The 14,626-nt window shown below is 68.3% G+C and carries 15 protein-coding genes and 2 tRNA genes; 11 read left to right on the forward strand and 6 right to left on the reverse strand.

Translation table 11 applies throughout. The features are described 5' to 3' along the window. Positions 1–25: 25 nt before the first annotated feature. Complete coding sequence (locus BUQ68_RS11325) at positions 26–2,251, reverse strand: heavy metal translocating P-type ATPase (RefSeq protein WP_083656501.1); 2,226 nt, start codon at positions 2,249–2,251, stop codon at positions 26–28. Between the two features lie 71 nt (positions 2,252–2,322). On the opposite strand from BUQ68_RS11325, the gene BUQ68_RS11330 reads away from it, so the two are divergent. After that, positions 2,323–2,763 (forward strand): MerR family transcriptional regulator, encoded by a 441-nt coding sequence (locus tag BUQ68_RS11330; protein ID WP_075216048.1) that lies wholly within the window; start codon positions 2,323–2,325, stop codon positions 2,761–2,763. 19 nt (positions 2,764–2,782) lie between these two features. Here the strand turns inward: BUQ68_RS11330 and BUQ68_RS11335 are convergent, their stop codons facing one another. Beyond that, positions 2,783–3,304, reverse strand: a complete 522-nt coding sequence (locus BUQ68_RS11335; RefSeq protein WP_075216049.1) for a hypothetical protein — start codon at positions 3,302–3,304, stop codon at positions 2,783–2,785. A gap of 222 nt (positions 3,305–3,526) precedes the next feature. Between BUQ68_RS11335 and BUQ68_RS11340 the strand changes: the two genes are divergently transcribed. From BUQ68_RS11340 to BUQ68_RS11370, 7 genes are all read left to right on the forward strand, one after another. Further along, the gene (locus BUQ68_RS11340) at positions 3,527–3,760 is read left to right on the forward strand and encodes a hypothetical protein (protein WP_075216050.1); all 234 of its coding nucleotides are present in this window, start codon (positions 3,527–3,529) and stop codon (positions 3,758–3,760) included. Between the two features lie 922 nt (positions 3,761–4,682). Next, the gene (locus BUQ68_RS11345; RefSeq protein ID WP_075216051.1) at positions 4,683–4,940 is read left to right on the forward strand and encodes a hypothetical protein; all 258 of its coding nucleotides are present in this window, start codon (positions 4,683–4,685) and stop codon (positions 4,938–4,940) included. A gap of 158 nt (positions 4,941–5,098) precedes the next feature. Next, a complete protein-coding gene (locus BUQ68_RS11350; protein WP_075216052.1) occupies positions 5,099–6,349 on the forward strand; it encodes a glycosyltransferase in 1,251 nt (416 codons plus the stop codon). Between the two features lie 149 nt (positions 6,350–6,498). Then, complete coding sequence (locus tag BUQ68_RS11355; protein ID WP_075216053.1) at positions 6,499–7,257, forward strand: hypothetical protein; 759 nt, start codon at positions 6,499–6,501, stop codon at positions 7,255–7,257. Positions 7,258–7,355: 98 nt separating this feature from the next. Continuing rightward, positions 7,356–8,477, forward strand: a complete 1,122-nt coding sequence (locus BUQ68_RS11360) for an Acg family FMN-binding oxidoreductase (protein WP_095407323.1) — start codon at positions 7,356–7,358, stop codon at positions 8,475–8,477. A 77-nt stretch (positions 8,478–8,554) separates the two neighbouring features. Next, positions 8,555–9,079, forward strand: coding sequence for an MbcA/ParS/Xre antitoxin family protein (locus BUQ68_RS11365; RefSeq protein WP_075216054.1), 525 nt, complete (start codon positions 8,555–8,557; stop codon positions 9,077–9,079). Then, complete coding sequence (locus BUQ68_RS11370) at positions 9,076–9,777, forward strand: RES family NAD+ phosphorylase (protein ID WP_075216055.1); 702 nt, start codon at positions 9,076–9,078, stop codon at positions 9,775–9,777. Before BUQ68_RS11365 ends, BUQ68_RS11370 begins: the two co-directional genes overlap by 4 nt. A 1-nt stretch (position 9,778) precedes the next feature. Here BUQ68_RS11370 and BUQ68_RS11375 read toward each other — a convergent pair whose 3' ends face one another. Next, positions 9,779–10,531, reverse strand: coding sequence for a hypothetical protein (locus tag BUQ68_RS11375; RefSeq protein WP_139315217.1), 753 nt, complete (start codon positions 10,529–10,531; stop codon positions 9,779–9,781). A 239-nt stretch (positions 10,532–10,770) separates the two neighbouring features. Here BUQ68_RS11375 and BUQ68_RS24235 point away from each other — a divergent pair, with 239 nt between their 5' ends. Together BUQ68_RS24235 and BUQ68_RS11385 are read left to right on the forward strand one after the other, a co-directional pair. Next, positions 10,771–11,160, forward strand: coding sequence for a hypothetical protein (locus tag BUQ68_RS24235; protein WP_245293225.1), 390 nt, complete (start codon positions 10,771–10,773; stop codon positions 11,158–11,160). A gap of 2 nt (positions 11,161–11,162) precedes the next feature. Continuing rightward, the gene (locus BUQ68_RS11385) at positions 11,163–11,732 is read left to right on the forward strand and encodes a type II toxin-antitoxin system VapC family toxin (protein ID WP_245293226.1); all 570 of its coding nucleotides are present in this window, start codon (positions 11,163–11,165) and stop codon (positions 11,730–11,732) included. A 116-nt stretch (positions 11,733–11,848) separates the two neighbouring features. Here BUQ68_RS11385 and BUQ68_RS11390 read toward each other — a convergent pair. The 3 genes from BUQ68_RS11390 to BUQ68_RS11400 all read right to left on the reverse strand — a co-directional run bounded on the left by BUQ68_RS11390 (position 11,849) and on the right by BUQ68_RS11400 (position 12,534). Then, a tRNA-Arg gene (locus tag BUQ68_RS11390) sits at positions 11,849–11,925 on the reverse strand. Positions 11,926–12,063: 138 nt separating this feature from the next. Next, positions 12,064–12,369, reverse strand: coding sequence for an ETC complex I subunit (locus tag BUQ68_RS11395; protein ID WP_075216057.1), 306 nt, complete (start codon positions 12,367–12,369; stop codon positions 12,064–12,066). A gap of 88 nt (positions 12,370–12,457) precedes the next feature. Further along, positions 12,458–12,534: transfer RNA gene (locus BUQ68_RS11400), tRNA-Pro, on the reverse strand. A gap of 438 nt (positions 12,535–12,972) precedes the next feature. Here BUQ68_RS11400 and BUQ68_RS22860 point away from each other — a divergent pair. Then, positions 12,973–14,586, forward strand: coding sequence for a sensor histidine kinase (locus BUQ68_RS22860; protein ID WP_175577796.1), 1,614 nt, complete (start codon positions 12,973–12,975; stop codon positions 14,584–14,586). The last annotated feature ends 40 nt before the right edge of the window (positions 14,587–14,626 follow it).

Consider the following 14,626-nt stretch of genomic DNA (forward strand, 5'->3'; position numbering starts at 1 on the left):
TCGGGTTTATCCCACCGATGCCCGATCACACCACGCCCGCCCCGCCCTGACTGTGAGTTGGCTCACGAAACGCCCAAGCCGGCTTCCCACTCGCCGCCGCAGCTGACGGCCGCCATCCGAGCAGCCGCATTGCATTGGCCGTCACCAGCACGGTGGCGCCCGTGTCGGCCAGGATGGCCGGCCAGAGGCCCGTGACGCCGAGCACGGTCGTCACCAGGAAGAGGGCCTTCAGGCCGAGCGCCACCGCGATGTTCTGCCGGATGTTGGCCATCACGGCGCGGGAAAGCGCCACTATGTCGGCAAGGTCCGTGACGCGCCCGTGCAGGATGGCCGCGTCGGCGGTCTCCAGCGCGACGTCGGTTCCCCCGCCCATGGCGATGCCCACGTGAGCGGCCGCCAGCGCCGGGGCGTCGTTGATGCCGTCACCGACCTTGCCCACCACGGCGCCCTCCGACCGGAGCGCCATCACGATCGCCCGCTTGTCGTCGGGCATCAGGCCCGCCCGTACCTCGATGCCGAGATCCGACCCGACCGCCTCCGCGCTCGCCAAGGTGTCGCCGGTCAGCATCAGCGGCCGGATTCCAGCGGCCCGCAGGCGGTCAAGCCCGTCGCGGGCGTCGACGCGCGGCTCGTCGCGAACCGCGATCGCGCCGGCGATCCGGCCGTTCGCCACCAGCACCGCCAACGACTTGCCCGTCCGTTGCAGGCTCGCGACGGCAGCCGCCTCCGTTTCGCCAAGCGCGCACCGCCGCGCCGCCGCTTCGGGCGAGCCAAGGAAGAACGCGACACCGCCGACCTTGCCCTCCACCCCCTCCCCCGGAACCGCCCGCGCCGCGCCGGCCGGCGGCAGCGGGACGCGCTCTTCGGTCGCCGCCGCCAGGATGGCGACCGCGAACGGATGGCTCGACCCGGCCTCCAGGGCCGCCGCCAGCGAGAGCACCGTCGTCCGCTCCGCCGAGAAGGCCAGCACGTCGGTGACGCGCGGCCGGCCCTCCGTGAGCGTCCCGGTCTTGTCCAGCGCCATCACGGTTACGCGACCGACCGTCTCCAGCACCGCGCCGCCCTTCATCAGGAGGCCTCGCCGGGCACCGGCCGACAGGCCCGCCGCCACCGCCGCCGGCGTCGAGATGACGAGCGCGCACGGGCAGCCGATCAGGAGCAGCGCGAGGCCCTTGTAGATCCAGTCCGACCAGTCGCCGCCGGCAAGGAGCGGCGGCGCGACGGCCACCAGGGCCGCAAGCGCCATGATGGCCGGCGTATAGGCCCGCGCGAAGCGGTCGATGATGCGTTCGGTCGGCGCCCGGCTCTCCTGCGCCTCCGCGACCAGACGGACGATGCGCGCGATGGTGTTGTCCTCCGCGGCGGCGGTCACCCGCACCCGAAGCACGCCGGCGCCGTTCACCGTGCCGGCGAACACGCTGTCGCCCTTTGCCTTGGCGCGCGGCATGCTCTCGCCGGTCACGGGAGCCTCGTCCACATGGCTGGCGCCGTCCTCCACCGTTCCGTCGGCCGGAAGACGGTCGCCGGGGCGCACCAGGATGACCGTGCCGATGGCGAGCGCCTCCACCGGCACGTCCTCAACCGCGCCGTTCCGTTCCACCCGCGCCGTCTTCGGCACGAGCCCGACGAGGCTGGAGATGCTGGCCCGCGCGCGTGCGGCCGCGATCCCTTCCAGCACCTCCCCGACCAGGAAGAGGAACACCACCACGGCGGCCTCTTCGGCCGCGCCGATCAGCACCGCGCCGACGGCCGCCACCGTCATCAGCGTCTCGATCGAAAAGGGGCTGCCGGCCAGCGCCGCCATGACGGCCCGCCGGGCGATCGGCACCAGGCCGATGGCGAGCGCCAGCAGGAAGGCGGGCGTCGCCAGCGACGGCGCCAGCACGCCGAACGCGGTCGCGATCGCAAGCGCGACGCCGGATGCTGCTGCCGGCCGCACCTTCGGGGCATTCCACCAGGGCGCGTCCACGATGTCCGCCGCGTGGGCATGGGCATGCGCATGGTCGTGGCCGGCCGCTTTCCCGCCGTCGTCCAGGCGGGACGTCGGATAGCCGAGGCGGCCGATGCTGCGGGCGAGCGCCCGCATGTCCGCGTCGTCGCCGTGCGTTACCACCATGGTGGCGGCGGTGACCGACACCATGACCGCCTCCACCCCGGGCACCCGCAGCGCCGCCGTCTCCACCTTGGCGGCGCACGAGGCGCAATCCATTCCTTCCACTCGGAAGCGGGTTCGATTCTCGGTCTGCGACATGCGTCTCTGCGCCCTTGCGAAAGCCATGGGGCGACCGTACTTCCTCTAGTCGCTAGAGGAGCAAGAGCAAAATGCGCCAGAACCTGTCGATCGGCGAAGCGGCGCGCGAAAGCGGCGTGAAGGTGCCGACCATCCGCTACTACGAGCAGATCGGCCTCCTGCCGGAGCCGCCGCGCACGGAGGGCAACCGCCGGCTCTACGACGACGGTCACCTCAGCCGGCTCGCCTTCATCCGCCACGCCCGCGAGCTCGGCTTCGAGCTCGACGCCATCCGGACCCTGCTCGACCTGCAGGACAATCCGGGCCAGTCCTGCTCGCCGGCCGATTCGATCGCCCGCGTCCGGCTCGGCGAGGTGGACCGGCGGATCGCCCGCCTGACCGCGTTAAAGGACGAACTCCAGCGCATGATCGACGGCTGCAGCCACGGGACGGTGGCGGACTGCCGGGTGATCGAGGTGCTGACCGAGCCGCTCGGCGCGGCCGGGTCCGGCAATCCCTCAGTCGGCGGATAGACGCTGCGGCGTCGGCCGCCTACCGCGAGTCGCGCCGTGCCTGTCCGGCCTTGACGAACTGGGACACTCGGCCGACCTCCATGGGCTCGGCGATGCGCTCGCGCCGGCTGCTGGGCTTCGCCCGCATGCCCTTGCCGGCCGTCCGCCCGGGACCGGGACGGCTCGGCCGAAAGGCTGCCTGCCGCATCTCCAGCGCCCGCTCGGCATTGTCCACGAGCGCAGCGCGGGCAGCGAACGACCGGCGCCGGGTCTGCTCCTTGTTGAGCCGCTGAACGGCGGCCGACAGCACCGTCACCTTCTGCCGGGTGCCGCGATCGTCGCTCGCCGCACGGGCGCCGGCCGGCGCCGCCTTGCCGCGCATCTCGCGTCGCTGGCGTTCGGCGATCGTACGGGCACGATCGCGCCGCTCGCGAAGCTGGCCGAGCACGTCGCCGAGTTCGCCGTCGGCAAGGTCCTTCAGGGCCGGATAATGGGACTTGTCCACGAGGGCGGCTTCGTCATCGGTGAGGTGCCGCCGTTCGGCGCGCCGGGTGTTTGCCACGAGTCTTCTCCTTGTTGCCCCGGACCAACGCCACGCTTGTGGCAAGGTTGCGCAGCTCAGGATCGGGCCGGCGAAGCCGTCCCGCATCGCTGGGGATGATCGGCCGCTCGCCCTAAGATGGCCGCATGGATTGGGTCTGGATCCGTCCATGGCCCCCGGCCCGGGCCCGCGGGTCCCACCGGCTCCGGGGATCGGCGCGTCTCCGCACGAGAGGTTTGCCTGATGTGGGTTGTCCTTCTGGTGAGTATCCATCTGCTGCTCGGGCCCGACGTGTCCGTGGTGGGCAACTTCGGCCCCTACCGCGACCGCGATTCCTGCGAGAACGACCTCAATGGCGTGCGCGCGGAGTTCTCCGACGAGGACACGGCCGCGTGGCGCCGGGGCGAACTCGTCGTCTTCTGCATCAAGGTCTCCGACTACCGCGACCTCGCCACCCCGGAACCCGGCGGCGGCTGAGCCGGCGCGGGCAGGGCGAAGCAAGGGGCCGCGGGAAAGCGTGGGTGGTCCGGCTGAACCGGACCATGACGAGGGCGAGCGGGTCGACGCGCTAGCACTCAGTTTTCCCGGAATTTACGCCCTCCCCCACCCTCCTCGGCCGTCATGGTCCGCGCAGGCGGACCACCCACGCATTTTACCAAGCACCGACCGAGGGTAAGGGTGGGTGGTCCGGCTGAACCGGACCATGACGAGGGCGAGCGGGTGGAAGCGCTAACACCCACCTCTCCCGCAGTCTGCGCCCTTCCCCCACCCTCCTCCATCGTCATGGTCCGCGCAGGCGGACCACCCACGCATTTTTCCAAGCACCGACCGAGGGTAAGCGTGGGTGGTCCGGCTGAACCGGACCATGACGAGGGCGAGCGGGTGGAAGCGCTAACACCCACCTCTCCCGCACTCTGCGCCCTTCCCCCACCCTCCTCCATCGTCATGGTCCGCGCAGGCGGACCACCCACGCATTTTACCAAGCACCGACCGAGGGTAAGGGTGGGTGGTCCGGCTGAACCGGACCATGACGAGGGCGAGCGGGTGGAAGCGCTAACACCCACCTCTCCCGCAGTCTGCGCCTCTCCCCTACCCTCCTCCATCGTCATGGTCCGCGCAGGCGGACCACCCACGCATTTCACCAAGCACCGACCGAGAGAAGGCGTGGGTGGTCCGGCTGAACCGGCGACACCCGATCCGACATCGGGGAATAAAGGCTGGACTTGCCCGGTAGACGCGGCATGAAGAGGGCCGGGGTCCAGGATCCACCGGTTTCAACCATGGGCGCGGCGGAGGCGGTCGCCTGGCGCCTTTGGGGCGAAACCGGATCGGGACCACGGGAAGACGGTCGATCGGCCAGGGGGGCCGGTCCGCCGTCAGGTGTTGCCGGAGTGAAATCATGCGTCTGTTCGGCGTGAAGAAGATCGAGAGCGACACGCTCGTTGCCGCTCCACCCATCGTCCTGGTGGTGGAAGAGACCCCGGAAGCCGCCCTCAGGGCCTTCTCCACGGCGGTACCGGCTGCCCAGGTGATCGGCCATGCCGTGCTCACCGACCGCTGGGAGGTGGAGGACCTCGGTCCGCACGCCGGTCCGGAGACCGCCGGATCGGTTTTCATGGACGGAATCCGGATCGGCAAGCCCTCCTATTCCGCCTGACCGACCGCGCCGCAACGGCCTCGGCTGCGAAAATGTGCAGCTTGATCAAGACATATGCTGGATAATGTGTAGCTTTGTTGCCGTGGTCCGGCGTCCGAGTCGACGCGTTGGCCCGCTCCATCCCTGCGCGTCGCTGCGAAGAGAGTCGAGATCCGACCGTGAGAATTGCTGTCCAGGCGCTGGGGACCCGTGGTGATATCCAACCGTTCCTCGCCCTCGCGATCGCCCTGAAGGCGCGCGGCCACACGGTCAGCTTCGCCACCGATCAGCGTTTCGCCCCCCTCATCGCACGCTACGGCATCGCCACCCGGCCGCTTCCGGGCGACCTCATCGATCTCATGGAGACGCCCGCCGGCCGGCGCGGGCTCACCGGCGGCGTCCTTGCCAAGCGTGCGCTCCTGAAGGCCGTCCGCCCGGCGATCCGCGCGCAGCTCGATGCCCAGGCGGCGGCGGTGGAGAACCCGGAGGCGATCGTCTACCACCCGAAGGCGATCGGCGCCCGGCATCTGGCCGAGCGCCTCGGGATCCCGGCCTTCGTGGCCCTGCCGATTCCCGCCCTGACGCCGACCCGCGCCTTCCCCTCCCCGCTTCTGCCCTTTCGCACCCTCGGCCCGTTCAACGCGCTCAGCCACCGGCTGGTGGCGGGCGCCGAGCGCTGGCTGTTCGGCGCGGAGATCGCCGCCTTTCGGGCAAACCTCGGGTTGACCGGACGGCTGAGCCGTCATCCCGTGACGACGCTCTACGCCTACAGCCCTCTCCTGGTGCCGACGCCGGCAGACTTCGGCCCCGACGTGGTGGTCACCGGATCCTGGGACCTCGTCGAGACGCCCGACTGGACGCCTCCGCCCGCGCTGGAGGCGTTTCTTTCGGCCGGGCCGCCGCCCGTCTATATCGGCTTCGGCAGCATGCCGGCCCGCGATCCCGTGGCGCTTGCCAACCTCGCCGTGGAGGCGCTGCTGCGCACCCGCACCCGCGGTCTGCTCGCCACCGGCTGGGGCGGCCTGGAACCCGGACGGCTGCCGCCCGGCGTCTACGCGCTCGGCGAGGCGCCGCACGACTGGCTGTTTCCCCGCATGGCGGCCGCCGTGCACCACGGCGGCGCCGGCACCACCATGGCGAGCCTCCGCGCCGGCCTGCCGACGATCATCTGCCCGGTGCTCGGCGACCAGCCCTTCTGGGCCCGGCACGTGGAAGCCCTGAAGGTCGGCCTCTCGCCCGGCCGGTTGAATAGCCTCACCGTCAAGAGCCTGGCGCGCGCCATCGACACAGCCGTGGAGGACATCGCCATGCGCCGGCGCGCCATCCTGCTCGCCCGCGACCTCCTCCTGGCGCCGTCCGGCACTACGCGCGCCGCCGAGGCGATCGAGGCCCGCGTCCCGTCCCCCCGCACCGCCCCCGCGCAGCGCTGAGCATCCGCCCGCTGCGCGTCCACCGCGCACGGGAACGCGCCCTCCGGTCCTGAAGTCTTGTCCCGACCACGCCCGCGTTCCTCCCGGACTGTTGGCTACAGCCCGCTCTCGATCCGCGCTTTCCTTCGCGGCGAAGAGGACGACGGGCCATGATCATCATTATCAAGGGACTGAGCGGCGCCGGCAAATCCACCGCCGTGCGGGCGATCGCCGCGCTCTACGATGCTCCGCACGCGGCCGAGCGGGGCGCGGACGGCCGCGTGCTGTCGACCGTCCACGCGCATCCGACAGGCGGCCGGCCGATGACCGTGCTCGGCGGCTACGGACGACGCGGTGGCGGCTGCGACGCGATCCGCCAAGCGGACGGGGGCCTCGACCGGGTGCTCGCCGCCGCGCACCGTGCCGATGCCGCCGGATCCGACGTGCTCCTGGAAGGCAATGCGTTGTCCTTCGACACCACGATCACCCTGGCGCTCGCCCGGCTGTCCGCTACGCGGGTGCTTCTCATCGCGCCGGACGTGGCGGCCTCGCTCGACGCCCTCCGCCGTCGCCGCCGCCTGCGCTCCACCGACCTCCCCGCAGAGCGCCGTCGCCTGGAAGCCGAGGCCGCCCGGCTCGCCGCGGCCCTCTCTCTCCTCCCGTCGACCGTCGCGGTCACCGTCGCACCGCGCCCAGCGGTGATCCGGACCGCCGCCACCTGGCTCGGCCTTCCTCCGACGCTCACGCCGCCGGCACCAACGGCTTGCCACACCCGTCCAGCACCCGGTCACGGTGCCGGGGGCCTGGCGCCCGGTCCCACGCATGCGGACGACGCTGAGCGGACCCGCCTCCCCGGTCGCCGCGACCCGCACCTGCAGCCACCGGACCGGTTCCCTGCACGCCGCCCCGCCCCCATGCACACGCATTGACCCTGGTTAAGGCGGACACATTTTTTGCGACGCATGCTTCTGCCGGCCATGGGACGCCGTCCCGCAACGGTCGCAACCAGCCGGGAAGCATTAAGCCCATGCAAGCCCTGACCCGCAAACGAACGACCCGCAGAGCTCTTCTCGTCGGTGCCGGGCTTGCGGCTGTCGGCGGCGGTGGCCTCATCGCCCTTCGTGCCGCGGCCCGCTCGGCCTATGCGGCCGCCGAAGAGACCGTTTGGACGCCGCCGGCGCTCCGGCCCGAGCGTCCGGACGCGCTCCGGACGACCCTGGTCCACTACGCGACGCTGGCGGCCAACGGGCACAACACCCAGCCCTGGCGCTTTCGCCTCGAGGCCGAGGGGATCCGCATCGGGCCGGACCCCGCCCGCCGCACGCCGGTGGTCGACCCGGACGACCACCATGTGTTCGCCAGCCTCGGCGCGGCGGCGGAAAATCTCGCCATCGCGGCCGGCCGCTTCGGCCTTGCGGCAGAGGTCGCGCCCGGCGCCGATGGCGTCTTCGTGGCCCTGTCCGAAGCCGGCACGGCACCCGGCTCGTCGCCGCTCTTCGCCGCCGTCACAGAGCGGAGGTGCGTACGCCTCGACTACGACGGCGCGCAACTTTCGGCGGCCGACTGGAACGCCATCTCGGCCGCCGGAACTCTGCCGGGTGTCGACGTGGCGATCCACACCAGCACCGCCGACCGGAACGCCCTCGCGGCGCTGGTGGTGGCGGGCAACACGGCGCAGATGGGCGACCCGGCCTTCGTCGCCGAGTTGAAGCACTGGATCCGTTTCGACGGCAGCCATGCAGCCCGCACGCTCGACGGGCTCTACGCCGCCGCTTCCGGCAATCCCGAGGTGCCCGCCTGGCTCGGCGCGCGCCTCTTCGACTACGCCTTTACGGTGGAGAGCGAGAACGCCCGCTATCGTCGCCAGATGGAGACGAGCGCCGGTGTCGCCGTCGTCCTTGCCGAGACGGACGCGCGCGCCGGTTGGATCCAAGCCGGCCGGGCGGCCCAGCGTATGGCCCTCGAAGCGACCGCGCGCGGCATCCGTTCGGCCTTCCTCAACCAGCCGACGGAGGCGCTCGGCGTCAGGCCGGACCTGATGGCCTTCCTGAAAACCTCCCGGCGCCCGAACCTCGTCATGCGTTTCGGCAGAGGTCCCCTGCCGCCGCGCTCCCTCCGCCGCCCACCCGAGGCGGTGATCGACGCCTGAGCGGACCGACCTTCTCCGGGCCGCATCTTGTCTTCAGTCCAAATCCGGACTATATTCGGATCCGGAAGGATGCGATCATGCCCCCCCGGAACCAGCGGTCCGCCGCAACGCCCTCGACCCCGGCAAGCCTCGGCCCCGAGCGCTTCCTGCCGGCCAACCGTCGGCGCCTCAGCGGTCCGGGGCTCAGGACCTTCCTGGCCATTGCCGACCTCTGGGGCCTTGCCGACGAGGAACGCCTGCTCGTCCTCGGCATGCCGTCGCGGTCCACCTACTACGGCTGGGCGAAGGCGGTTCGGGAGCACCGCGACATCACCCTCGACGTGGACATGCTGACCCGCATCTCCCTCGTGCTCGGCATCCACCAGGCCCTCGGCATCCTGCACGCGACCGAGCGGGACGGCGTCGCATGGCTGCGCACGCCGCACGGCGCGCCGCTCTTCGGCGGTCGCCCGCCGATGGCGCTGGTCACCAGCGGAACCCAGGATGGTCTCCTCGCCGTCCGGCGATTCCTCGATGCGGCACGCGGCGGGCTCTACATGCCGCCGAACGAGATCGACCGGTCCTTCCGCCCCTACGCGGACGCAGACATCGTCTTTACATGATCGAGGCCCACGCCCCGGCGCCGCAGCCGACCATCCGCCTCATCCCGTCCCGCTTTCCGCCGATCGGCCTCTTCGACACGGTGGCGACCGCCGCCGACCTCGACGCCGTCATGGATCTCGCCGGCTGGACGAACGACCGCCTGGTGGCCGACCGCATCGCCCGCCTCCCGCGCGACGAATGGGTCTACGGCCGTCCGAACGCCAGCGTGGTCATGGCCGCCTTCCTGCACGTCGCGCCGGGCGGCATGCGCTTCAACGGACCGGATCTCGGCGCCTGGTACGCGGCCGCGACGCTCACCACGGCCGTCGCGGAGGTCGGCCATCACCTGCGGCGCGAGGCGGCGGCGACTGGCGCCGCCACCCTGTCGCGCCAATACCGCAGCTACACGGCCCGGCTTCTCGGCGACTACCTGGATATCCGCGGCCAGCAGGCAACCTTGCCGGACGTCTACGCCCCCGACAGCTATGCCGCCGGCCAGGCGCTCGGCGAGAGCATTCGCGCGTCGGGCGGCGCCGGCATCCTCTTCGACAGCATCCGCCACCAAGGCGGCCTGAACGTCGCCGCCCACCGCCCCCGCAACGTGACGGAGGTGACCCAGGCCGACCACTTCGACATCCGCGTGGAGACGGCGAGCAGCCGGATCGAGGCGAAGCGCCTCGGCTCCGGCGGATCGCCAGAGGCCGACGGGACCACCTGACTCAAGCCGAAGCCTGGCCGTTCTCACGGATGGATCGCCCGCCGTCGCGCGCCTGCACCGTCAACGGATGGCGTGGATGCTCATGATACGAGTCCCGTTGCTTACCGGATTCGGTCAGCCTTGCCTCCAAGACGGTCGCGACGTCACCCGTCACGTCACCGTGCTCCAGACACTCTCGGGCTTCCACCTCGGTCATCACCAGATGCCGGCCGGACGGCATGCGGACCGCTATGGTCTCGGCCGCCCGGAAGAAAGCGTAGGCATGCCCCACATCCATCGGCGATTCGTATCCCGACGTCTCGAACGTCATTTGGCGCAAGACGTTCACCGTCTTTCGCAGCAGGAGCCAGATCATGATGTTCCGGTGGATCGGCATTTCCGCCACCGCCTTCGGAATCCGTTGCTGGAACAGACCCAGGAACGCCCTGTGGCTGTCGATGTGCGCCAGTTCGCCGTGGACGGCGAGCGCCGCGCGCTTGGTGATGCCGTACAACCGGACGGCTTTGCGGCCGTCCGAGAGAAAGCGGGCGAGATGGAGTTCCGTGAAGCTCGACCGGGCCTCCATCCGCAGGGCCACCATGAAGTCGAGAAGGTCGATGGACGGCGGCTCGGCTGAAAAGTCCCCGTCGCACCGAAGCATCAGGAACGAGTGCATCTTCAGCCAGCCGTCCGGCCTCGGCACGAACCCCTGCTCGACGGCCAGGGCCCGGCGCATCGCCGCCGCTTCCAGATCATCTGCATCGTCGAAAGACACGGCCTCGTCTCCCCACGGCCCCCACCCTCGCCCGTCGCCTGGAGCCTCGAGCGACTCACCACGATACCGCCTCGCCGCCGGACGCAGAAGCGCGCGCCGCGCGTGGCTCGTACAGGCATCAGCGCCCAGGTGAGATCGGTGCGGACGGCACGGTCAGCCGACGTCGGCTTGATGCGGAACTCCACGTGTGCCATGTATAACAAACTTGACGAATTGGCTAACGCCAGGGCACCCACCTGATGTCTTCCTCTCCCCGATCGACCAGGCAAGGCAACACGGGCTCACGGCGGCGGACCCGTTCGCAGCAAACCGGAAGGCTCCTTGAACCGGGCATTGAGACGACACCGGTGAAGGATGCGGGTGATGGCACGCGCTCCAACGAAGAAGCTCGGGTCAGATCGGTGATCCGCGTCGCGAAGAGTATCGGCCTTTTGAAGGACAAGGACAGCCGGATCACGGGCCGAGTGAGCGCGGACCTTGTGAAGGAAGCGAAGGCCAGGACGGGAATCGAATCCGACACCGACCTCATCGAGTACGCTTTGGCGAACGTGGCCATCGAAGACGGGTTCGTGGAGGCCTTCCAGTCGACCAAGGCAACCGTGCCCCGCGAGATCGATCTCGAGTTCTGATCTTGGCGACGATCGCGTTCGAAAAAGCGGTTCGGCTCGCGCAGGTGGGGCGTTCGGGCACCCTCGCCCGGCGCGACGAGGCCATGCTCCCCTTCCTCGGCGACCATGCGGAGGCGGGCGCGTCGCTGCTCCTCGACACCACGATCTACATCGACCAGATGCAAGGCAGGCTCCCATCCGTCGTCGAACACCTTGTCGGACTTCGAACTGTCTTTCACACGACCGTGGCGGTCACCGAACTCATGCACGCGGTGGGGCGCCTGGATCCGGCGCATCCCGAGACAGCAAATGTCGTGGCGCAGATGCGCGCCCAGGTCACGGCCATTCGCGAGCACCGCCTTCGGGAACCGGACGCGGACGTCCAGGCGCGAGCCGCCGTGCTCTCGGGCGTGCTCTGCAGGCTTCAAGGCTACGCCAAGGATGACCGCTTTCGCGCACTCCACGACGCCATGATCTATTTCCAGGCGCTCAAGCTCGGCCTGACAGTGCTGACCAGGAACGTCAGAGATTTTGACTTCCTTTTGCAGCTGATGCCGGAGGGCCGTGTGCTGCTCTACCGCCAAGAAGCGTAAGGCTCGGCAGGAAAACATACTTATACTTTGAAAGTATGCGATCAGTGGTTGTCTAAGCGCTGGATCTTACAAGTGTGTGAGCGAAACACTAAGGCTCGCGAGTGAGACACACCCATTGGCGACCCCAGCAGGGCTCGAACCTGCGACCTGCCGCTTAGAAGGCGGCTGCTCTATCCAGCTGAGCTATGGGGTCTTCTGCCATGGGACACCGGCCGTTGGCCGGCGGGGCTGGAGCCTGGTCTGACTGGAGCGAAACGCGGATCGGCGAGATGCTGCCCCATCTTGAAAAAGCCGGAGCGACGATCCGATTTCACCCAGACAGATCAATGCTCTAGTGGGTCCAGGTCTCGGCCCGGTTGAACTTGAAGTTGTCCGAGTAGGACATGCGCTTGGCGGTGCGCTCCTTCGGCTCCTGCACCCGGTAGGCGATGCCGTGGCGGGTGCAGTAGGCGATCGCCTCCTCCTTGGTGTCGAAGGAGAGGGTCACCTGCTGGAGCATGTCGGACGAGGTGGTGTAGCCCATCAGCGGCTCCACCGTGCGGGGCTTCTCCGGCTCGTACTGGAGGACCCACGCCTTGGTGCGGGCCTGGCCCGACTGCATGGCGGTGCGGCTCGGCTTGTAGATGCGCGCGGTCATGGCCTTCGCCCCCTGCCCTCTTGGACGGAGCATCGGCCCGTCCGGCTTTCCTTGGCGGGAAACACCCGCCGGGTCGTCTCGTTCGGAGTGGTCGGGGCAGCAAGATTCGAACTTGCGGCCCCCTGCTCCCAAAGCAGGTGCTCTACCAGGCTGAGCTATGCCCCGACGATCCGAACGCGTCGATTTCGTAGCGTTTTACGCCCGAAAGGGCAAGCGAGGTCTGAAGCCAATTCGGAACATACAGGAGCCAAACGGCAGGATCCGGGACCGCCAGTCCCGGAAAAGTCCCGAAATACGTTCCGGCGGTGTTCCACCTTCTGGCCGGTCATCACCCCGACCACGAACGGTGGCGATCGTCCGCGCGGGCCACTTCAGTTCCTGCCCCAGCTTACACGCGCGGCATCCGGTGATATGTATTGCTGATGCTCCAGCCGGCTCTGGCAGAGGAGCCTTGGTGTCTGTGAATGTAGGACATGCGAAAGCGAGGAAGGCCCGGGTGTGACTAGGTTCCGTTCCGCTCTCAGGCATCTCTCATCCGTGCAAGCACGGCTCCTATTCATCGTGTTCGCAGTTCTGCTACCGGCACTCGTAGCTGGTGGTATCTTGGTTCAGACCGGTTACCAAAGCGAGCGGGAGGCGGTTGAGAAGCATCTTCAGGAGACGGCAAGAGCACTATCACTCGTCGTCGACCGCCAGTTCGGGCAGGCAGAGGCATTACTCTGGGCGCTTTCGACCTCGCCGCAGCTTTACGAAAAGGATTTCGTACAGTTCGACACGCGGGCGAGAGCGGCAATTCGGCTTCCAGGAGCCTGGGTCACCGTTGCTGATGACCGAAAGCAATTGGTCAATACTTTACTGCCAGCCGGAAGCTCCCTTCCTTACGTTGCAGATAAAAAACACCGCATAGGATTAACAGCTGGTACGGTGCGGGTGAGCAACCTGTTTACCGGCCTCGTAGCAAAACGGCCAGCAGCGGGCGTTGATACCGTTTTAACTTTGGAAGATGGCACCGGGCTATATATCAGCCTCAACTTCTTCGCAGAAACCGTCAGCAGTATATTAGAAGATCAAAGGCTGCCGCCAGGTTGGATAGGTGCAATCCTGGACCGCAATGGAACGGTCGTCGCCAGGACCAGAGATGCCGAAAAATTTGTAGGCAAGCCGGCAACACCCGAAAATGTCGAAAGGGTCCGTGCCGGCGTGCGAGAGGTCGTTTCGGAAAGCACTTCGTTAGATGGGATCTCGACGGTGATTGCTCTGGCCCGTTCACCAAGATCTGGCTGGTCAACCATAGTGGCTGTGCCACGTTCTGAAATCAGGGCGCCAGCATGGCGGTCTGCAGTTTACTTGACCCTGATTGGAGGGTTCCTGCTGGCCCTCGGAACCCTGATTGCATGGCTGGTCGGACGCACTATCGCCGGCCCCGTGGAGGCCTTGGCGCACTTGGCAAATCAAGTCGGGGCCGGCGAGCCGGTCAAAGCCTCGAGGAGCGGCCTTGTGGAAATCGACCGGGTCGGCGATGCGCTCGCTTTGGCCTCCAAGCAGCTTCGGGATGCGGACCGCCGGCAGAAACTGCTGATCGACGAATTGAACCACAGGGTAAAGAACACCCTCGCCACTGTCCAATCGCTCGCTGCGCAGGTAGCCCGTTCTGGGTTGCCGCCCCGAGTGGCCCAGGAGCGTTTTGAGCAGCGCCTGCTCGCACTCTCGCGCACTCACAACCTTCTCAATGAAACCCTATGGGAAGGCGCTTCCCTAAGGACCATTGTAGAGGCCGAGTTCGAGCCGTACGTCGGCCCGTCGCAACGAATGCATTTGAACGGGCCTGAGCTCGACCTGCCGGCGCGCCAAGCGGTTACATTAGGAATGGCCATTCATGAGCTCACTACGAACGCGGTTAAATATGGAGCGCTATCCGCGGCCTCAGGTCAGGTCGAGGTAAGTTGGAAGGTCGAACACCATGCCGAACAGGACACCCTGATCATCCTATGGTGCGAAGCGGGCGGCCCTGCGTTGACGTCGCAGCCTGCCTCGGGCTTCGGCTCGCGGCTGCTCCGTCAAACGATAAATTACGAGCTCGGCGGGCACATCGACCTGCGCTTCGAACCCGACGGTTTTTGCTGCACGATCACGATACCGATCGGCGCACACCCAACCTGGTCGGTACCACCTCAGTCTTTGACTTGCCACGAACCTGCACGCCAGGCGGCGCCATAAGCGGATCTGGCGCCCATGGGGGCCACACCGCGAGCCCAGC

It is taken from the genome of Mongoliimonas terrestris (genome assembly GCF_001927285.1).
Classification (GTDB): domain Bacteria; phylum Pseudomonadota; class Alphaproteobacteria; order Rhizobiales; family Pleomorphomonadaceae; genus Chthonobacter; species Chthonobacter terrestris.